At 63.9% G+C, this 19,407-nt stretch carries 22 protein-coding genes and 1 tRNA gene; 17 read left to right on the top strand and 6 right to left on the bottom strand.

What is annotated here, in order from left to right; translation table 11 throughout:
* Nucleotides 1–4: 4 nt before the first annotated feature.
* The 15 genes from flgD to AAG816_RS24070 all read left to right on the top strand — a co-directional run bounded on the left by flgD (nucleotide 5) and on the right by AAG816_RS24070 (nucleotide 15,157).
* The gene (flgD, locus tag AAG816_RS24140; RefSeq protein WP_341992253.1) at nucleotides 5–415 is read left to right on the top strand and encodes a flagellar hook assembly protein FlgD; all 411 of its coding nucleotides are present in this window, start codon (nucleotides 5–7) and stop codon (nucleotides 413–415) included.
* Complete coding sequence (gene fliQ, locus AAG816_RS24135) at nucleotides 412–678, top strand: flagellar biosynthesis protein FliQ (RefSeq protein WP_341992252.1); 267 nt, start codon at nucleotides 412–414, stop codon at nucleotides 676–678. Before flgD ends, fliQ begins: the two co-directional genes overlap by 4 nt.
* Nucleotides 679–918: 240 nt before the next feature.
* Nucleotides 919–3,003: a flagellar biosynthesis protein FlhA gene (gene flhA / locus AAG816_RS24130; RefSeq protein ID WP_341992251.1), complete on the top strand. Its 2,085-nt coding sequence runs from the start codon at nucleotides 919–921 to the stop codon at nucleotides 3,001–3,003.
* Nucleotides 3,000–3,749 carry a flagellar biosynthesis protein FliR gene (fliR, locus tag AAG816_RS24125; protein ID WP_341992250.1) on the top strand — a complete coding sequence of 250 codons (750 nt, stop codon included), beginning with the start codon at nucleotides 3,000–3,002 and terminating at the stop codon, nucleotides 3,747–3,749. The genes flhA and fliR overlap by 4 nt, the downstream gene beginning before the upstream one ends.
* 3 nt (nucleotides 3,750–3,752) lie before the next feature.
* Nucleotides 3,753–4,184: a hypothetical protein gene (locus tag AAG816_RS24120; protein ID WP_341992249.1), complete on the top strand. Its 432-nt coding sequence runs from the start codon at nucleotides 3,753–3,755 to the stop codon at nucleotides 4,182–4,184.
* 53 nt (nucleotides 4,185–4,237) lie between these two features.
* On the top strand, nucleotides 4,238–4,825 hold the full coding sequence (locus AAG816_RS24115) for a rod-binding protein (protein ID WP_341992248.1): 588 nt from the start codon (nucleotides 4,238–4,240) through the stop codon (nucleotides 4,823–4,825).
* 10 nt (nucleotides 4,826–4,835) lie between these two features.
* Nucleotides 4,836–5,297 carry a hypothetical protein gene (locus tag AAG816_RS24110; protein ID WP_341992247.1) on the top strand — a complete coding sequence of 154 codons (462 nt, stop codon included), beginning with the start codon at nucleotides 4,836–4,838 and terminating at the stop codon, nucleotides 5,295–5,297.
* On the top strand, nucleotides 5,294–5,839 hold the full coding sequence (locus tag AAG816_RS24105; protein WP_341992246.1) for a hypothetical protein: 546 nt from the start codon (nucleotides 5,294–5,296) through the stop codon (nucleotides 5,837–5,839). Before AAG816_RS24110 ends, AAG816_RS24105 begins: the two co-directional genes overlap by 4 nt.
* A gap of 139 nt (nucleotides 5,840–5,978) precedes the next feature.
* A complete protein-coding gene (locus AAG816_RS24100) occupies nucleotides 5,979–7,538 on the top strand; it encodes a methyl-accepting chemotaxis protein (protein ID WP_341992245.1) in 1,560 nt (519 codons plus the stop codon).
* A gap of 225 nt (nucleotides 7,539–7,763) precedes the next feature.
* Nucleotides 7,764–10,529, top strand: a complete 2,766-nt coding sequence (locus tag AAG816_RS24095) for a chemotaxis protein CheW (RefSeq protein ID WP_341992244.1) — start codon at nucleotides 7,764–7,766, stop codon at nucleotides 10,527–10,529.
* Nucleotides 10,526–11,008: a chemotaxis protein CheW gene (locus AAG816_RS24090; protein WP_341992243.1), complete on the top strand. Its 483-nt coding sequence runs from the start codon at nucleotides 10,526–10,528 to the stop codon at nucleotides 11,006–11,008. The genes AAG816_RS24095 and AAG816_RS24090 overlap by 4 nt, the downstream gene beginning before the upstream one ends.
* Before the next feature lie 31 nt (nucleotides 11,009–11,039).
* On the top strand, nucleotides 11,040–11,420 hold the full coding sequence (locus AAG816_RS24085; protein ID WP_341992242.1) for a response regulator: 381 nt from the start codon (nucleotides 11,040–11,042) through the stop codon (nucleotides 11,418–11,420).
* A complete protein-coding gene (locus AAG816_RS24080) occupies nucleotides 11,417–12,664 on the top strand; it encodes a chemotaxis response regulator protein-glutamate methylesterase (RefSeq protein ID WP_341992241.1) in 1,248 nt (415 codons plus the stop codon). Before AAG816_RS24085 ends, AAG816_RS24080 begins: the two co-directional genes overlap by 4 nt.
* Nucleotides 12,661–13,494: a protein-glutamate O-methyltransferase gene (locus tag AAG816_RS24075; protein WP_341992240.1), complete on the top strand. Its 834-nt coding sequence runs from the start codon at nucleotides 12,661–12,663 to the stop codon at nucleotides 13,492–13,494. The genes AAG816_RS24080 and AAG816_RS24075 overlap by 4 nt, the downstream gene beginning before the upstream one ends.
* 325 nt (nucleotides 13,495–13,819) lie before the next feature.
* On the top strand, nucleotides 13,820–15,157 hold the full coding sequence (locus tag AAG816_RS24070; RefSeq protein WP_341992239.1) for a globin-coupled sensor protein: 1,338 nt from the start codon (nucleotides 13,820–13,822) through the stop codon (nucleotides 15,155–15,157).
* Nucleotides 15,158–15,254: 97 nt separating this feature from the next.
* Here the strand turns inward: AAG816_RS24070 and AAG816_RS24065 are convergent, their stop codons facing one another.
* Together AAG816_RS24065 and AAG816_RS24060 are read right to left on the bottom strand one after the other, a co-directional pair.
* Nucleotides 15,255–15,794, bottom strand: coding sequence for a hypothetical protein (locus AAG816_RS24065; protein ID WP_341992238.1), 540 nt, complete (start codon nucleotides 15,792–15,794; stop codon nucleotides 15,255–15,257).
* Nucleotides 15,795–15,934: 140 nt separating this feature from the next.
* Nucleotides 15,935–16,204, bottom strand: coding sequence for a hypothetical protein (locus AAG816_RS24060; RefSeq protein WP_341992237.1), 270 nt, complete (start codon nucleotides 16,202–16,204; stop codon nucleotides 15,935–15,937).
* 365 nt (nucleotides 16,205–16,569) lie between these two features.
* Between AAG816_RS24060 and AAG816_RS24055 the strand changes: the two genes are divergently transcribed.
* Nucleotides 16,570–17,190 carry a glycosyltransferase gene (locus AAG816_RS24055; RefSeq protein WP_341992236.1) on the top strand — a complete coding sequence of 207 codons (621 nt, stop codon included), beginning with the start codon at nucleotides 16,570–16,572 and terminating at the stop codon, nucleotides 17,188–17,190.
* 258 nt (nucleotides 17,191–17,448) lie between these two features.
* Here the strand turns inward: AAG816_RS24055 and AAG816_RS24050 are convergent, their stop codons facing one another.
* Nucleotides 17,449–17,658 carry a DUF1127 domain-containing protein gene (locus tag AAG816_RS24050; protein WP_341992235.1) on the bottom strand — a complete coding sequence of 70 codons (210 nt, stop codon included), beginning with the start codon at nucleotides 17,656–17,658 and terminating at the stop codon, nucleotides 17,449–17,451.
* Nucleotides 17,659–17,947: 289 nt separating this feature from the next.
* Between AAG816_RS24050 and AAG816_RS24045 the strand changes: the two genes are divergently transcribed.
* Nucleotides 17,948–18,021: transfer RNA gene (locus tag AAG816_RS24045), tRNA-Gln, on the top strand.
* Nucleotides 18,022–18,160: 139 nt separating this feature from the next.
* Here AAG816_RS24045 and AAG816_RS24040 read toward each other — a convergent pair.
* The 3 genes from AAG816_RS24040 to AAG816_RS24030 all read right to left on the bottom strand — a co-directional run.
* On the bottom strand, nucleotides 18,161–18,754 hold the full coding sequence (locus AAG816_RS24040) for a tyrosine-type recombinase/integrase (RefSeq protein ID WP_341992234.1): 594 nt from the start codon (nucleotides 18,752–18,754) through the stop codon (nucleotides 18,161–18,163).
* Nucleotides 18,755–18,879: 125 nt separating this feature from the next.
* Nucleotides 18,880–19,098: a hypothetical protein gene (locus AAG816_RS24035; protein WP_341992233.1), complete on the bottom strand. Its 219-nt coding sequence runs from the start codon at nucleotides 19,096–19,098 to the stop codon at nucleotides 18,880–18,882.
* 9 nt (nucleotides 19,099–19,107) lie between these two features.
* A partial coding sequence (locus AAG816_RS24030; RefSeq protein WP_341992232.1) for a transposase occupies nucleotides 19,108–19,407 on the bottom strand: 300 nt, incomplete at its 5' end.

Here is a 19,407-nt window from a genome sequence, read left to right as displayed (position 1 = left end):
TGACATGACCACTGTTTCAGGCGTTTCGACCGCGACCAGCACCACGAGCTCCGCCTCGACCAGCACGGCCACCACCAGCACGGTGGACTACAATCAGTTCCTGCAACTGCTTGTGGCCCAGCTGAAAAATCAGGATCCGACGGAGCCGATGGATTCGACGTCCTATCTGTCCCAGCTGGCGTCGTTCTCCCAGGTGGAGGCGCAGACCAACACCAACACCAAGCTGGATTCGTTGCTGACCTCCTCGGCACTGCAGACGGCAGACAGCGCCATCGGCCGCACCGTGACCAGCGCTGACGGCACCGTCAGCGGTGTGGTCTCCTCGGTGAGCATCGTCAGCAGCGGCTCGCCGGTGGCCACCTTGGCCGACGGCTCCACCATCACGCTCGATTCCGGCGTGAAGATCAGCAAATGAACGAGGCTGATGCGCTTGATGTGGTCCGCAATGCGATCTGGACGATCCTGATCGCCTCGGGCCCCTCGGTCGGCGTGGCCATGCTGGTCGGCATCGTCATCGCCCTGCTTCAGGCTTTGACGCAGGTCCAAGAGACCACGCTGACCTTCGTGCCAAAGATCGTGGCGGTGCTGGTGGTGTGTGCTTTGACCGGCTCGTTCATGGGCAGTCAGATCATGACGTTCACCGAGGAAATCTACGGCCGTATCGGTTCCGGCTTCTAGCTGGCGCGGGCGGTCCGGCCATAGGTCCAAGCCCAGATCACACCGAGGGTGGGAGATCTCTCCAAGGCGTCGGCGACAACCGCCGACACTCGCAAATGTAGCCGAGGGCGTCATTCGTCATTGGCCCGATGACCGCCGGTCCCGGCGGTCTTGGTTGCGATCTGAGGCGTCATGAGGACGTCGCGTGCAGAGACAGGGGCGCGGTTCGGCACCGTCCGCGTGGCCCCGGGGTGATATGAGATGACCGATCTTTCCTTGACCGGAGCCGGGGACAAAAATTCGCGCCGTGAGATTGGCTTTGCCGTCGGCGTCGTTGGCATTCTGGCCGTCCTCTTCCTGCCGATCCCCCCCATTCTGATTGACGTCGGGCTGGCGCTTTCCATAGCGCTCTCGGTGCTGATCCTGATGGTCTCGCTGTGGATCGCCAAGCCGCTCGAATTCTCCTCCTTCCCCACCATCCTGCTGATCGCCACCATGCTGCGGCTGGCGCTGGGCGTTGCGAGTACACGCCTGATCCTGGCCCACGGGTCGGATGGGGTGCACGCGGCGGGCGCCATCATCGCCGGCTTCTCCAAGCTGGTCATGGGCGGCGACTTCGTTATCGGTATCGTGGTGTTTCTGATCCTGGTGACCGTGAACTTCCTGGTCATCACCAAGGGCGCGACCCGTATCGCGGAGGTGGGCGCCCGCTTCACCCTCGACGCCATTCCCGGCAAGCAGATGGCCATCGACGCCGATCTCAACGCCGGCCTGATCGACGACAAGCAGGCACAGCTGCGTCGCTCCGAACTGGAGGAGGAAAGCGCCTTCTTCGGCTCCATGGACGGTGCGTCCAAGTTCGTGCGCGGCGAAGCGGTGGCGAGCTTGATCACCATTGCCGTCAACATCTTTGGCGGCATCATCATTGGTGTGACCCGGCACGGGATGCCGATCGCCGATGCCGCGGATGTCTATACCCGCCTGTCCGTCGGCGACGGCCTGGTCTCCCAGATCCCGGCGCTGATCGTTTCGCTCTCCGCGGGCCTGCTGGTGTCGAAGGGCGGCACCAAGGGCTCGGCGGAAAAGGCCGTGCTCAATCAGCTCGGCGCCTATCCCCGCGCGCTGTTCGTCTCTTCCGGCATGCTTTTCGCCCTGGCCATCGTCCCGGGCCTGCCCATGCTTCCCTTTGCCCTCCTCGGCGGGCTGATGGCCTTCGTCGGCTACGCCATTCCCAAGCAGCTCGCCAAGGAGCGGGCGGTGAAGGCGGAGCAGGAGAAGGCGGTTGCCGAGCAGGCGGCGCAGGAGGTCAAGGATTCCGTCAAGGAGCAGCTCAAGACCGCCGAGATCGAGCTGTGCGTGGACAAGCAGTTGGCCGGCCAGGTGCTGCGGGCGCCGACCGAGATGGGGCACCGGATCGCCAAGATGCGGCGCAAGTTTGCCCAGCGCTACGGCTTCGTCGTGCCGGACATCCGGCTGACCGAGAGCCTGACCGTGGAGCCCAAGCACTATCAGATCAAGATCCATGGCACGGTGGTGGCAGCCCAGGAGATGCGGATCGCCGAACTGCTGGTGGTGATTGGCGATGGCGCCAAGCCCGATGTCCCCGGCGACGAGGTGCGCGAGCCGGCGTTCGGCATGAAGGCCATGTGGATTTCCGAGGCCTATGCGTCCGAAGTGAAGCGCGAAGGCTTTGCGCCCGTGGACAATGCCACGGTGATCCTCACCCACCTGAGCGAAGTGATCGCCAACAACCTGCCGCAGCTCCTGTCCTATAAGGATATGCGGTCGTTGCTGGAGCGGCTGGATCCCGAGTACAAGCGCCTCATCGACGACATGTGTCCCTCGCAGATCTCCTTTTCCGGCTTGCAGGCGGTATTGAAGCTGCTGTTGGCGGAGCGGGTATCCATCCGCAACCTGCACCTGATTCTCGAGGCCATTGCCGAGATCGTGCCCCATGCCCGCCGCTCCGAGCAGGTGGCCGAGCATGTGCGGATGCGCATGGCGCAGCAGATCTGCGGCGATCTGGCGGATGGCGGCGTATTGCGGGTGTTGCGCCTCGGCAGCAAATGGGACCTGACCTTCCACCAAAGCCTGAAACGTGATGCCAAGGGCGAGGTGGTGGAATTCGATATTGACCCGCGCCTGGTGGAGCAGTTCGGCACCGACGCCTCTGCGGTGGTGCGCGAGCACATGCGCGAGGGCCAGCCGTTCGTTCTGGTCAGCGCGCCCGATGCGCGCCCCTATGTGCGCATGATCATCGAGCGGATGTTCCCCTCGCTTCCCGTTCTGTCCCATGTGGAGATTGCTCGCGGGGTGAAGATCACATCCCTCGGGACCATCTCGTGATCCCGCTCAACGTCACGGTGATCAGCGCCTTCCTGGTGTTTTGCCGGATAGGGGGGTGCGTGATGCTGATGCCGGGAATTTCCGGCCATCGGTTGCCGGTGCGGGTGCGCCTGTTCGTGGCAGTGGCGATCTCGTTGGGAGTGCTGCCGCTGCTGTTCGACGACACCGTTGCGTTCATCCAGAATGCGTCCACCGCGACGCTGGCGCTCGCCATCCCCTCTGAGCTGATCACCGGCGGCATCATCGGTCTGCTGTCGCGGGTATTCTTCCTGGCGCTGCAGACCATGCTGGTGGCGACCGCGCAGTTCATCGGGGTCTCCTCGGTGGTGGGGCCTCCGGAAGACGACGAGGTGCTGCCGCCGATCGCGGTCCTGTTGGCGCTCTCCGCCGTGACCATGATGTTCATCTCCGATCAGCATTACGAACTGCTGCGGGGCTTGATCTTGTCCTACCGCCAGATTCCCCTGGGCGTCGGCTTTGGCGGGCGCGGCGCCCTGATGCAGATGGCCGACCAGATGAGCGCGGCGCTGATGCTGGCATTGCGCCTGGCCAGCCCGTTCCTGGTCTATTCGCTGATCATCAATTTCGCCGTCGGCCTGATCAACAAGCTGACCCCGCAGATTCCGGTCTTCTTCATCGCCACGCCCTTTATCACCGCCGGTGGGATGCTGCTGCTTTATGCCATTTCGGACCAATTGCTGACCGCCTTCGTGATGGCGTTCGGCACCTTCCTGAAGGCGGGTTGAGCCATGAAGAATCGCCTGCGCAAGGCCAACAGGATCGTCGCGGTGCAGGAGCAGATGCATCGCCAGGCGGAATGGCGCTTGACGCAGATCGCCCGGGCCCGTGCGGACCTGGAGCGCACGCGGGAAGAAATCATCACCACGCTGAATGACGATATCTTCGGCCCCATGCTGGTGGAGGTGGTGGCCAAACGCCTGCGCGCCACAGCGGAGGAGTCCGCGCGGCTGGCAGTCGATGAGGATCGCCAGACGGTGCGGGTGCGCGAGGAGGCATTGCGCCTCAAACGCGCCGAGCACATGGCTGAGGGGGTCTTGCAGATCCACGATCAGCACGTGGAGAAGCAGATGGTTGCGGCCATACTGGAGGGTGTAGCTAGCCGTCTTGCAACCGAAGAGGCTGCCGATCGCACCATTCTGGGGGATGCAAGCCTCACATAAGCCAAGCCACGCAATGTGTCCGTCGCGAAATACTCTCTCGACGAATGTGGGCCATGGGCATCCAACCTCCCTCTGATATCGTTCTCGACGTCATGCAAGCCGCGGATCCGCGGAAGGCGCAGACGGTCGCGGCGAATCTCCAGAAGCTGAGTGCCGGCGCTTCCAGCGGCGTCTTCGACAGCATGGTGTCCGGCATGCATGCCGGCTACCAAGGAGCGCTGTCCTACACCTCGTCCACGCCGGTCGGGCTGCGCAACCAGACGGCCTTATCGCAGCAGGGGGCGCCGACCCGCACCCTGGACGATGCCGCCGCTGCTGCCGCCGCCGTGAAGGATAGCCCCTACAAGAAGTTTGAGGCGATGGTGCTGTCCACCTTTGTGGAGAGCATGCTCCCCAAGAATGCCACTTCGGTCTACGGCTCCGGCAACGCCGGCGGCATCTGGCGGACGATGCTGGCGCAGAAGATCGGCGACCAGGTGGCGCAGGCCGGCGGTATCGGCATTGCCAACAAGATTGCCTCCAAGCAGCCGGAGCTCACCGCTTCGACCTCGGGTGCCATCGCTCCCACAGCTTTGCCTGTAACGGCATCCGCTGCGGCCGCGGCCCCGTCGGCTTCATCCGTTCCCGACATCGATATTTGAGGACATCGGCATGAGCGACACCTCTGTGAGCGGCGAAAGCCTCGGTTTCTCCCTTGCGGCGCAACTGGCCTGGAGCGAAGCGGATGCTCCGGTCCAGGCAATCGCGGCCGCTCCGCGGGCGCCGGAACTGGCCAGCCTGATCTCCTCTCTCGATCGCCTGGAGAGCGTGGTCGACCAGGAGACCGCGGCGCTGGAGGCCCGGATGCCCATCGACCTGCAGGAGATGAACCGGCGCAAGAGCCGCAGCCTCCTCGAGCTGAGCCGCGCGGTGCGTATCCTGCCCGAGCGTGTCGCCCCCGAACTGCAGGACCGTGTGGTGGGTCTGCGGCGCAAGCTGCAGCGCAATTGCGAGGTGCTCGCCATGCATCTCGACGCCGCCCGTGAGATCAGCTCGATCCTCAACGGTGCCCTGCGCGCCGCCGAGTCCGACGGCACCTACACCACCGCGCTCCTGGGAGGGCGCGAGGCATGATCAAGCTGGTGATCATCGGCGTGTGGGTGTGCGCTGTGACGCTGGCGTCGAGCTATGGCGCCGCGTACTGGGCCGCAGGCGCGAACTTTGGCAAGGCGGAAGATCCGTATTTGCCGGGGCTCGAGTACAAGCGCGTGCCGACGATCACCGTGCCGATGATCATCGACGGACAGATCAAGGGTTATGTGATCGCCAAGCTGGTGTTCACCGCAGACGCCGGAACGCTGAAGAAGCTGACGGTCGATCCGATCATTTTCGTCGTGAATGACGCATTCGGCGAGATCTATACGAATGGCCGTGTCGAGGCTGGGAAGATTTCGAAGTACAATCTCAAGGATATGACTGATCGTATCAAAGAGAAGGTCAATGCACGGTTGAACGGCCCGGTCGTCCAGGAAATCCTGATCGATGGCATCAACTACATCGATAAGAACGACATTCGGTCCGCGAATGCCGGAGGAAATGGTGGCGCAAATACGCCGCCTGCGGCCAAGCCTGCCAAGGCGGACGCGGCGGACGCTAAAGCAAAGCCAACTCACTAAATAACAATGTACCTGGGAGGGTATGATGAAAATTGCCGGTAAGATCTATAGTATCGTCGCCGTTCTGGGAAGTACGACAGTGATTGTCTGTGGTATGGCTCTTTACGGTATGAAGCTGGAATCGGATAATTCCACGAGCTTGGACTCGACGTCGCAGCGGGCGTTCCTGACGGAGCGCCTGAACGGCGCCATCACCGCCGTGGTGATGGAATCCCGTGGAATCTACGGCGCGCCCACCACGGCCGCGGCCAAGCCCTTCGCCGATGGCCTGCTCAAGCAACTCGGCATCATCGATGGGCTCGCTGCGACCCTGAAGGAGCGCACCCCGCCGGAGGATGCCGCTGATCTGCGCACCGTGCTGGCCGACCTTTCGAAGTTCAAGGAGTTCCGCATCGAGACCGCACGGCTCGGCGTGCAGGAAAGCCCTGCCGCTGCCAACGCACAGGGCAACAATGAGGGCAACCGCAGCAACCGTAAGGCGTTGCAGGCTTCGCTCGACAAATTCACCAATGACATCCGCGCAGATCTGGTCCCATTGCGCGACAATCAAGTCGCGCTCCAGGAGCGGATCCGGATCCTGCTCCTGTCCGTCACCGTCATCGGCCTGGCCATCGGCGTGTCCATCGCTCTGATGATTGGGACGCGGATGATGAGCCGGCCGTTGCGCCGCGCCTCTGAAACCCTGCGCAGCCTGGCATCCGGAAAGCTCGACGTGGTGGTGGAAGCCCGCCGCTCCAATGACGAGATTGGCGACCTGTGGCAGTCCACCGAGCAATTGCTGGTCGAGCTGCGCCAGGCTGAAGGTCTGCGCGTCGAGCAGGGCGCGCAGGCTGGGCGGCAGGAGGCCGAGAAGCGCGCCACCATGCAGGCCCTGGCGGATGAGTTCGATAGCGAAGTCTCGGGCGTCGTTCGCACCGTGGCGGAAGCGGTCAGCCTTCTGGAGCGCAATGCCGCCACCATGAGCACTTCGGCGGACGAGACCTCCCGCCAATCGGTGGTGGTGGCTGCGGCGGCCGAACAGGCCACCAGCAATGTGCAGACGGCGGCGTCAGCGGCCGAGGAACTGGCGGCTTCGGTGCGCGAGATCGGCACCCAGGTGTCCAATGCCGCGCATATCGCCGGAGAAGCCACGGACCAGGCGGCCCGGACCGCAGACGTGGCCCGCGGCCTCTCGGCGAGCGCAACCCGCATCGGTCAGGTGGTGAGCCTCATCACCGATATCGCCTCGCAAACCAATCTGCTGGCGCTCAACGCCACCATTGAGGCGGCGCGGGCAGGGGACGCTGGTCGCGGCTTCGCTGTCGTAGCCTCCGAGGTCAAGTCGCTGGCCGAGCAGACGTCCAAGGCGACCGAGGAAATTTCCTCGCAGATCGGCGCCGTCCAAGGCGCGACCAATGAAGTGGTGCGGGCGATCGAGGGCATCTCGGACACGATCAAGAAGATCGATGAGATTTCCACGGCGATCGCCAATTCCATTGACCAGCAAGGCGCCGCCACGGGGGAAATCGCCCAGAACGTCAGTCAGGCGGCTCAGGGTACCCAGGAAGTGTCTTCGAGCATTGCCGGTGTCTCCAGTGCCGCGGCCGCCACCGGCCGTGTCTCCAGTGACATCGTTAATGCGGCTACCGATCTTTCGTCCCAGGCGACGCGGTTGCGCACCCAGGTCGATACATTCATCGCGCGGGTTCGCGCGGCCTGACCGGTCGCGCCGCGCTTCCCGAACCGGGAGAGAACTGAAGCATCCGGGCGGTAATCCCCCCACCAAACGGACGCCACGCTTTCTCCCCAGTCCCTATGTCGTTCCGACGGTACCCCCAGGGTACGTGCTCAAGCGACCTTCGGCCAGCCAAAGCTCCGGGTTCGAACCTGGGGGCCGGCGGACGACGTAGGGACAATTTGCTGCCCAGCCTGCTGGAGTTACGACATGGACGATCTGCTGCGCGAGTTTCTGACAGAGACCAATGAAAGCCTCGACGTGGCGGACGTTGAGCTGGTGAAGTTTGAGCAAGACCCCAATAATGCTCAAATTCTCAACAATATTTTCCGCCTCGTTCATACCATCAAGGGAACCTGCGGCTTCATCGGCCTCTCGCGCCTCGCGGCGCTGGCCCATGCTGCTGAAACCCTGATGGACCGGTTCCGCGAAGGCGTGCCGGTGACCAGCGAAGCGGTGGGCCTTGTGCTCCAGACCGTCGATCGCATCAAAGAGCTGATGGCCGAGCTGGAAGCCAACAACGGCACCGAGCCGGAAGGCGCCGATCATGACCTGATCGAGATGCTGGAGGCCTTGGCCAACAGCTCCACCAAGCCGGCGGTTGTCGCGCCTCCTCCGGCCCCGGTGGCCGTGGCGGCTCCCCCGCCGCCGCCCAAGCCCAAGGGCACCCAGGTGGTGATGCAGCCGGAGCGCGAGATGCTGCCCGGCGAGATCCCGCTGGACGAACTCGACCGGATTTTCCGCGAGACCCCCGTCGATGTGCCGGCGCATCGCGCCAAGGCGCCCGCGCCTCAGCCCGCCCTGCAGGCGCCCGAGCCTGCTCCGGCCAAGGCGGCCCTGCCGGCTCCGGCCAAGGAGCCTGGCCGCAAGATGGTGGAAGCGGACGAGCATAAGGGCCCGCCGCGCAATGACGGCGAAGGCAGCGTCTCGTCGCAGTCGATCCGCGTCAACGTGGGCGTGCTCGAGCACCTGATGACGATGGTCTCCGAGCTGGTGCTGACACGCAACCAGCTGATGGAAATCGCCCGTCGCACCGAGGACTCCGAATACAAGGTGCCCCTGCAGCGCCTGTCCAACGTGACGGCGGAATTGCAGGAAGCTGTCATGCGCACCCGCATGCAGCCGATCGGCAATGCCTGGCAGAAGCTGCCCCGGATCGTCCGCGATCTGGCACAGGAACTGGGCAAGCAGATCGAGCTGGAGCAGATCGGCGCCGAGACCGAGCTGGACCGGCAGGTGCTGGACCAGATCAAGGATCCGCTCACCCACATGGTGCGCAACTCCGCCGATCACGGCTTGGAGACGCCCGCCGAGCGCCGCAGCGCCGGCAAGCCGGAGAAGGGCACCATCCGCCTGTCAGCCTATCACGAGGGCGGTCACGTCATCGTCGAGATCTCTGACGACGGCAAGGGCCTGGATGTGGCCCGGATCAAGCAGAAGGCGCTGGATAACGGCCTCGCCAGCGAGGCCGAACTCGCCCGCATGTCCGACGGCCAGGTGTTCCGCTTCATCTTCGCGGCAGGCTTCTCCACAGCGGCCAAGGTCACCAATGTGTCGGGCCGCGGCGTCGGCATGGACGTGGTGCGCTCGAACATCGAACTGATCGGCGGCACGGTGGAGGTGCGCTCCAAGCAGGGCGCCGGTTCCACCTTCGTCATCAAGATCCCGCTCACGCTAGCCATCGTGCCGGCGCTGATCGTCGAGGCCGCTGGCGAGCGGTTCGCTGTGCCGCAGAGCGCGGTCATCGAACTGGTGCGCGTGCAGCCGAACTCCGAGCATCAGGTCAAGCGCCTGAAGGATGCTCCGGTGCTCTGCCTGCGCGACAAGCTGCTGCCCATCGTCAACCTCGGCCGTCTCCTCGGCATGGTGGACGCGAATGCGGAAGACAATCTGGATGACCTGCTCATCGCGGTGATGCAGGTGGGCAACCAGACCTTCGGCGTGGTGGTGGATGCGGTGTCCCACACCGAGGAAATCGTTGTGAAGCCCATGTCGTCGGTGCTGCGTCAGCTGCCGATGGTCTCCGGCTCCACCATCTTGGGCGATGGACGGGTGATCATGATCGTCGATCCGGCCGGGCTCGCGCAGGTGGCGGCCAATCCCGAGGAGGAGCGAGCCGCCGACATCGCGGCCGATGCCGCCGCGCGGTTGCGCGACCTGGGGGCGACCACCTCGCTGCTGCTATTCCGCGCCGGTTCTACCGACGTCAAGGCGGTGCCGCTCTCGCTGGTCACCCGCCTCGAAGAGCTGGATCTCGACAAGGTGGAAACGGTCAACGCCCACCCGGTCATCCAGTATCGCGGCGCGCTGATCCCGCTGGTCCACGTGAACGAGAATGTGAAGCGCGGCACCACGGGCACCCAGCCCATGCTGATCTTCTCCGACGAGGGCCGCGTCATGGGCCTCGTGGTGGATGAGATCGTGGACATCGTCGAGGCGCGCCTCGACATGCAGTTGTCCTCGGATGCTCCGGAGGCGCTCGGCGCGGCGATCATCGATGGCCAGGCCACCGAGATCCTCGATGTGGGTCACTTCCTGTCCATCGCGTTCGGCGACTGGTTCGAGCGCATGGACGCAGACAAGCGCGTGACCAGCGGCAAGCTGCTTCTGGTGGATGACAGCCTGTTCTACCGCAACCTCATCGAGCCGGTGCTGAAGGGCTCCGGCTACGAGGTCACGGCCTGCGCCTCGGCCCGCGAGGCCCTGGAGCGGCTGAAGGCCGGCGGTCGGTATGACGCCATCGTCAGCGACGTGGACATGCCGGAAATGGACGGCTTCCAGCTCGCCCGTCTGGTGCGCGGCGATCCCTTGAACGGGCAGTTGCCGATCATCGCCCTGTCCGGCGACCGGACCGCCGACAGCATCGAGCGGGCCCGCCAGGCCGGCTTCACCGACTATATCGCCAAGTTCGACCGTCCCGGTCTCATCGCCGCGCTGAAGGAATTCGCCGGCACTGCCCATGGAGAGGCGGCATGACCAGCACAAGTCTCGTCCTCGCACGTCAGGAAACCACCGGCGCGGGAGCGCAATACGTCACGGTGCGGATCGGGCCGCAGCTCTTCGGCCTGCCCATCGAGATGGTGCACGAAGTGTTCGTGCCCGATCACATCACCCGCGTGCCGCTCTCAAGCCATGAGATCGAGGGGGTGCTGAACCTGCGCGGGCGCATCATGACCATGGTCAACATGCGCTCCATGCTCGGGTTGCCGGCCAACACCGAAGCCCGCCGCATGGCGGTGGGCATCGAGCACCATGGGGAGTCTTTCGGGCTGATGATCGACGAGGTGGGCGAAGTGCTCGTCCTTGATCCGGCACGGCGTGAATCCAACCCGACCAATCTCGATCCTCATTGGTCCGACATCGTTACCGGCGTGTACCGCCTGAAGGGGCAACTGATGCTGGTGCTCGACGTCGATCTCGCGCTCGGACGTCTCAATACGGCCCGCGCGGCCTGATCGCCGCCGCCATCTTTCGGGGAGAGTAACGATGAAAACCTGCCTTGTGGTGGACGATTCGGGTGTGGTGCGGAAGGTCGCGCGCCGCATCCTTGAGGATCTGTCCTTCAGTGTACGGGAGGCCGCCGATGGACAGGCGGCCCTCGTGTGCTGTGAAGAATTCATGCCCGATGGGATTCTGCTCGATTGGAACATGCCCGTCATGGAAGGGCTGGAATTCCTGCTGGAGCTGCGCAAGCGCGACGGCGGGGACGTGCCCCGCGTGATTTTCTGCACCACCAACAACGACATCGAACACATCGCCAAGGCCATCGCCAGCGGTGCCAACGAATACATCATGAAGCCGTTCGATTCGGACATCCTGCGCGAAAAGCTGGAAGAAGTGGGCTTGATCGAGAAGGTCGACCCATGACCCTCACTCCAGCCGCAACCGGCGATCCGGGACTGGCGGACGACCCAATCCGGGTGATGATTGTCGACGATAGCGTGTTCATTCGCGGTATCCTGTCGAACTGGCTCTCTGAATCCCCGGATTTCAAGGTTGTCGCGACCCACGCCAATGGGCGCCGCGCCGTGGATGACGTGATGAAGTCGATGCCCGACGTCATCATTCTCGACCTTGAGATGCCGGAGATGGACGGTCTGACCGCCCTGCCATTGATCTTGGAGAAGAAGCCGAACACGATCGTTCTCGTGGCCTCGACTTTGACCCGTCGCGGGGCCGAAGTCAGCCTGAAGGCGCTCAACCTCGGTGCGGCGGACTACGTGCCGAAGCCGGATGCCGGGCGCGGCATCTCCGCGGCCGACGATTTCCGTCGTGACCTCACCGCCAAGGTTCGCAGCCTTGGCTTGCGGGTTCGACGCAAAGGCGCGCTGCCGCGTGTGTTCGCGGCCTCTGCGACCCAGGTTTCCGCACCTCCTGCCCCCGGTGCAACCTCCGGCGCGACCATTGTTCGGCCGTCGGCACCCCCGGCTGCCGCTGCACCTCATGTGGCGTCGGCGCCGGCAGCACCCGTTTCGGCATTCACGAAGCCAAAGCCGACCGAGAAGCGCCGGCCGTTCTCCATGGCGCCGGTGAGCATTCTCGCGATCGGCAGCTCCACCGGCGGGCCGCAGGCTCTGACCCGGTTGTTCACCGACATCGGCCCTTCTCTCTCAGGAGTTCCGGTGGTGATCGCCCAGCATATGCCGGCGACCTTCACCGCCATTCTGGCCGAGCATGTGGGCCGTGCGGCTGGCCGTCCGGCCGCAGAAGGCCAGGACGGCGAGGTTATCAAGGCAGGGCATATTTATATCGCGCCCGGCGGCAAGCACATGCTTGTGGAGAAATCAGGAAACGACAAAATCATTCGCCTGTCCGATGGACCGGCAGTGAACTACTGCAAACCGGCTGTAGATCCATTGTTCGATACGCTCGCCGAAATTTATGGCCGCGGCGTGCTGTCGGTGGTGTTGACCGGCATGGGGAGCGACGGTGCGAAAGGCGCGGGGCGCATCGCCGATGCCGGCGGCAGCGTGATCGCGCAGGACGAAGAAACCAGCGTCGTTTGGGGCATGCCCGGCGCGACCGTCCAGTTGGGGAACGCTTCTGAAGTGCTTTCCATCACGGAGATCGGCCGAAAGGTTGCACGCCTGCTGACGGGAGGACGGGCATGATCAGCGCAGCGGATTACGAGTTCTTCAAGAAATACCTGAAGGCAAAATCGGGACTGATCCTCTCCGACGATAAGCACTACCTTCTGGAAAGCCGTCTCGTCCCGCTCCTGCGGAAGTTCGAGCTTGCGGATTTCTCCAAGCTGGCAGCTGTGCTTCGGGATGGCTCGTCGACCATCATCGCGGATGCGGTGGTGGATGCGATGACCACGAACGAGTCGCTGTTTTTTCGCGACAAGACCCCGTTCGAGGTCTTTACCAAAATCATGCTCCCGACGCTGCATGCCAGCCGGCCCGCAGGCCATACCTTGCGCATCTGGTGCGCCGCGGCGTCCACCGGCCAGGAGCCTTATTCGCTGGCGATGACGCTGAAGGAAAATCCTCACCTGATTGGCTCGCGCCGGGTGGAGATCTTCTGCACTGACCTGTCCAATGAGGTGCTCGATCGTGCGGCCTCCGGGCGCTACAACCAGTTCGAGGTGCAGCGCGGTCTGCCGATCCAGATGCTGATGAAGTATTTCAGCAAAGTGGATGATATGTGGGAAGTCTCGCCACAGCTGAAGTCCATGGCGCAGTTCAAGAAGCTGAACCTGCTGAACCCCTACGTCGGGCTCGGAACGTTCGACATCATCTTCTGCCGCAATGTGCTGATCTATTTCGATGCGCCCACCAAGACAGATATCCTCAATCGGATGGCCAAAGTTTCGGCTCCCGATGGCTATCTTGTCCTCGGCGGTGCCGAGACCGTGATGGGCCTGGGGGATGCATACCGTCCGCTGCCGAACCAGCGCGGCTTTTATGTGCCCAACGTCCCGGCCATGGCGGGTCGCTGAAATGACGAAGCATGATGCCGAAATAGCCCCGATTTTCGGGCGGCATCATGCTACGGTTCGTGAGTTTTAGAGACTTATTTTCGAATCAGGTCGGTTCGATCTAAGATCATCCGGCTTTGCTTCGGCCCCGACGGTTTGGCGCCTGATGGGCGTCGAGCCGTGTGAAGCAGGCGCGTTGAGTGAGATCGTTTCGGCGCGGCCGGGTGGGAATGGCGATTTCGCGTTGCTCGTCCGTGGTCCGTGCGAGCTTTTTGCCCTTATTGCAGCGGATGCCGTGGCTCCCGGGATGGGAGGGACATTGAGCGCGCTGATATTGGAAGATCCCATGCATACAAAAGACAGTCTGCAACAGCGCCTTCAGTTCATCGGCATGGATGCCACTCTGCAGGCCGGCCTGCGGGAGGCACGGGGCCTCGTCATCGCCGCCATGCCGAAGATTCTCGATGGTTTCTACGATCATCTCATGTCCTATCCCGAGATGGCCCGGATGTTTCCGACACCGGCGGTCCGCACCCATGCCAAGGCGGCCCAAATCAAGCATTGGGACGTGATTCTCAATGGAACGTTCGATGCCTCCTATGTGGAGTCGGTCACGCGCATCGGCCGCACCCACGCCCGCCTCGGGCTAGAGCCGCGTTGGTACATTGCCGGCTACAGCCTGTTGATCGGGGGCTTGGTGGAAGCCATCGAAACCAATCTCAAGGTGGGGCGGTTCGATAAGACGGCGCCGGCGCGCAAGGCGTTGCTGATCCGCTCGGTGACGACCGCCGCCCTGCTGGACATGGATTTCGCCATCTCGGTCTATCTGGAAAGCGGCCTCCAGGCCAAGCAGGAGACATTGGATCGGCTTGGCACCGCGTTCCGCGGCATTGTGCGGACCGTATCGGCGGCAGCCAGCGACCTGGAAAACACCGCAGCCTCGCTCTCGCGCACAGCGGAAAATACGCGACTGCTCTCCGGGACTGTGGCCTCCTCGTCGGAGCAGGCGTCCTCCAACGTACAGTCCGTGGCTGCGGCCTCGGACCAACTGGCGGCATCCATCGGTGAGATCAGCCGTCAGGTGAATGATTCCACCCGCATCGCCGGTGATGCGGTGCGCCAGGCGGCGGAGACTGACGCGCGGATCTCGGAACTGGCGGTGGCCTCTTCACGCATCGGAGATGTGCTGAAACTGATTACCGCCATCGCCGAGCAGACCAATCTTCTGGCGCTCAACGCCACCATCGAGGCCGCCCGTGCGGGTGATGCCGGCCGTGGCTTTGCCGTGGTGGCGCAGGAGGTCAAGGCGCTCGCCGGCCAGACCGCCAAGGCCATTGAGGAAATCGGCAGCCAGATCACAGCCATGCAGGTCGCCACCCGGGACAGTGTTGCCGCGGTGAAGGAGATCGGCCAGACCATCGAGCGGCTGTCCAGCATCTCGGGGGTTATTGCCCATGCGGTGGAGGAGCAAACCGCATCCACCTCGCTGATTACTGCGAATGTGACCCGCGCCGCCCATGGGACCAGCGATGTGGTCGCCGCCATCGCATCGGTGCGTGCGGGCGCGGTGGAGACGGGGTCTGCCTCCGAGCATGTGTTAGAGTCGGCCCGAGTGCTCAGTACAGAGAGCCAGCGCTTGAATCAGGAAGTGGAGAGCTTCCTGGAGACCATCCGCGCGGTTTGATCCGCGTCACCGCGCCGTTGCCACATCTGCTTGTCAGAGATTGCGGGGGCGGGCCGAAAGGCCCGGCCCCGTCGTCTTTGTGAGATGCGAAGCGGGTTCAGGCGCCGCGCTCGCGCGGGCGGGGCCCGAGGAAGCGAAGGATCAGTGGCCGCGATGCCACGATGGGCCCAAACCGTGGCGTCAGCGGCAGCGGCAGGCAGCGGGCGAGGTTGGCCAACGCATCCGCCACAAAGGCCCGCTGTTCAGCCGGCGTGCCGGTCATGCGGGAATGGCTGGCAATGGGTTTGCCGCGCAGCCGGCCCTTCGTATCCAGGCCGAACTTCAGGGTCAATTCCGCACCGCTCGGCCCTTCCAACGGCTGCAGGCAACTCTGAAACGCCAGATCGAATGCATGCCAGTTGTCGATGGGCGCCGGCGGGCCGATAGGATCCGCGGGCGTTTCAGCCTGCTGGTCTTCCTTGGGTGCGCCGGGGGCGGGGTCCGTCAGATCCTTGAGTTTGTCCGGTCCATAGCCCACCAGATCAGGGGGGAGTGAGGCGACAACCGTCGCTGATGCTGGCCCGTTCCAGGTGGCCGCTTTGACTGCGCCATCAGCCATGAGGCCCAAGGCAAGGGTCGCCAGGGCAAAGGCGAACACCCTCGATCGCCATGCCGCCCAAGCGGCACTCCCGCGCAATCCGAGGGGGGCGACTGCTTGGGCGTGGGGTCGGGTGCGGGCGCTGCATGGTGATGGGCAGGCCTGTCCCCGCAGCATGAGGCTGGCAATATCGGGCATGGTCAGTTCGTGGTCCGCACCGTCGCAGGTCCTGTGGGGGCGGTGCCATTGGCGATATGGTCCGCCAGTTCGGTCAAGGCTTCCGCCAGCGCCCGCAACTGGTCCGGCTGCAGAGACATCTGGAGTGCCGGTGACGGCAAGCCGGGACGGGGCGTGCCCACCTCAAAGCGGATGCCGCCGGCCTTGCCATCGAAGATGGCCGTTGTGAAGGCCTGCAGCGGCCACACCTTCAGGCGACCGTCTGCGTCGGTATCCCAATCGTCAAAACTCATCTGTGCCCTCGCGAACAGCGGGTGAAGCGGACGTCCGTCCCCTGGATTGCCCCCGCGGTTGCAGCGTCGCTTCGGAGCGCAAGCAGGTGACCCGCCCTAGGATCGGCCCATCTCTCGCCCAAACCGCTCCGGCCCGCTGCCGACGCGCCAAGCCGTTGAATGGTGCGCCGGATTTCATCGCTGGACAATCCGCCCGTTGTGGCTCTCGCACCCGTCCCGGGGCGCCTTTGCCATTCCGGAAGCCTGCCCTCGCCCGTTTCGGGGTGCTTTGGCCGTTTGCAGTGCGTTGGGGAAGGCAAAACCAAGGCCGGCTGCGGCAATCGGTCCGTCTGACGCATCGACGAGGATTGCCTGCACCGCTATAGGTGGAAGAAGGCACGGAGCGCGGTGGCGAATTGATTTCGGTCGTCATTCCAACCAAGGATTCGGAACGTCAGTTGGTGCCCGTGCTGTCTGCCTTGGTGGCCGGCGTCACCGGCGGCATTCTGCGTGACGTCATTCTTGTGGATGGGGCCTCGACCGACGAGACGGCGACCATCGCCGATGCCGCGGGATGCCTGTTCCTCCCATCGGTGAGCGATGTGGGCGTGCGGTTGCGCCAGGGAGCCGCGCACGCGCGCGGGCGCTGGCTTCTGTTCCTCGGGGCTACGGCGATTCTGGAAGAGGGATGGGCGCGCGAAGTGGGCGTTTTCCTTGAAAGCGCCGAGCGCCGCGGCGCCGGGGACAAGATGGTCGCCACCTTTCGCCTATCTGTGGATGGCTATGGCTTCAAGCCGCGCCTCGGCGAGGCGGTAGCTGCGGCGCGGCTGGCGCTGCTGGGGTTGCCGAGGGCGGGGCAGGGCTTGCTGATATCCCGGCGCCACTATGAGCGTCTCGGCGGTCACCAGCCGGGGATTGCCTCTGAGCGCCGCCTGTACACCCGAATCGGCCGGAGGCGGATTCATGTGCTGCGGTCGCGGGTTTTGCTGGCGGCACCAAACAGCTGAAGCACGGGGGCGAGCGGCCTCCGTCCGAACGCCCTGAGGACACCGAACGCTCAAAGGGCTATGCGCGCGTCGCTTCATAACCCAGCTGGACGGGCAAGACTGGATGCCATCGCTGAGGGGCATGACAAGCGGGCAGAAGCTCGCCACGACACGTGCCACGAGGCCCTCAGCCGCCAGTTGAGGCTGGGAGCTGCTACATGCTAGGATGCCGAATGTCACAGGACTTTTCGGCACGATCCCCTCAAGACACGATGGCTATCAGTGGCCGGCCGCGACCACCTGGGGGATGTCCTGGCGGCGGATACCCATGCGGGCCAGTTCGGAATCCGAGAGACGAGTGAGTTCATCATACGTGGCCAACATGCGGCGGCCTTCACGGATCGCCGACACCGTCTTGAGGACGAGGTCCGAAATCCGACCGAAACGGCGCTCTGTTCCGCGCAATGGGCTGGTGGTGACTGCAGTCATGTCAAATCTCCTTACCCCGAAGATACAGGATGCGCGTGCGGCGCAATATGCTTCATTGTGCATAGCAGCATTGCATGTTCCTGTGAGGGATAGGACCGGATCGCGACTGGAGATTGAGGGGCTGAGGATCCTTTCGGCGTGGATCCGTGCGGTGTTGGCGAATTCTCCACAGCCCCCTCTGGACCCCAGCCGCTGAATTGCGTATAGAGCGCCCTCGCTGGTTCGGATGTGACCGACCGCGATCCCTGGCTCATCCCTTGGGCTCCAGCGTTGCTGGGACTGAGACGATTGGGGGATAGTTCAACGGTAGAACTGCGGACTCTGACTCCGTCAATCTAGGTTCGAATCCTAGTCCCCCAGCCACTTGATTTGATTGCAGAGTTTCCCGTCCAAGCGGTTGACGCACATCGGCGCTTTGCAAGTCGCTTTGCAGTTTCGTTCGCGCAATGTGCTTTTGTTAGCCAGGCTGGCCGAGCGTCACGCGTTTATCTGCGGTATTAAATTACTTTCGCTCGCGCCCTTCGAACTTGATAATGGCGGTCTCAGCCATTCCTCGGTCGTGGCTCAGACAATGAGCGTCAAGAATCGCTTCAACGTCCTTGAGGCTGTGGCCGGTGAGAGAGGCGATCTTGGGTACCGTGCACCCCGCGATGGCTAGGCGCGTGATGGCGGTGCCGCGCAGATCGTGGAAGGTGATTCCCGCGATGCCCAGCTTGATGCAGGCTTTTCGCCACGATGCGCAAAATCCGCCCTCGCTCCATGGTGTGCCGTCCAAGGTGAGCAGCACGACCGTGCCGCGTTTGCGGGCGCGCTCAGCGTCGAGCGCGACGCGAAGCGGCTCGCCTACCGGGACGACAACTCGCGTGCCCGTCTTGCTTTGCCGCAGGCGAATGGCTTTCCCGTCATAGTTCGACCAGGCGAGCTTCAGGAGATCGCCTTGGCGCTGGCCCGTCCACAAGGCCAGCATCAACGCCAAATGGAGATGCGCCGGGGCCTTAGCGAGGAGCTGCGCCTTGTCGTCGGCAGTCCACACGTGTTCCGCGCGGGAGCCTTGATAGAGCCGTCCGCCGCGTGTGCAGGGATTGGCCAGGATCAAGCCGCGGTCATGCGCCCAAGACAGGATGCGAGCGAGGACACTCCAGGCGGAATCGCGTTGGCGGCGGGAGCGCAGGGCGAGGCGTTCACGCCATTCGAGAAAGATGGCGCGGGAACGGCGATCCGTCAGCGCCGAGAGCGGGAAGTCGATGACACGGCCTCGGTCTTCTTGATCTGCTTCACGTAATCGGGCCGCGTGCGCGGCGCGAGGGAGCGGAAGTCCTCGCTCTCCTGAAAGGCGGCCATCACGGACAGCAGCACGCCGGCCTTCGTCTGGCGCTCGGTCTTCACCGCCTCGTTATAGGCGGCCATGAACTCAGGCGCGCCGGGCTTGCCTGGGGGCAACTGTGTTGTTCAAGCGATCGCGATGGGTGCTCCTTTTCGGATCATGGCGTTGATGATGACGAGGAGTTGGCGCGCGACGGCGATGAGGATGGTCTTGGGGGCCTTGCCCTTCAGTCGCATCCTGTCGCGCATTGCGGTGAGGGCTGGAACGCGCCGGGACGCCGATAGGGCGGCGATGTAGAGGGCCTCTCGGACCTTTCGTCGGCCGCCCCAGATGCGCCGGGCCCCGCGCCATGTCCCGCTTTCGCGTGCATGGGGTGCAAGCCCGGCCAGGGAGGCGATGCGGCGGCGGCAGAGCGTTCCCAGCTC

The organism is Azorhizobium sp. AG788, from assembly GCF_943371865.1.
GTDB lineage: Bacteria > Pseudomonadota > Alphaproteobacteria > Rhizobiales > Xanthobacteraceae > Azorhizobium.
This window is presented reverse-complemented; position numbering and strand designations above follow the sequence as displayed.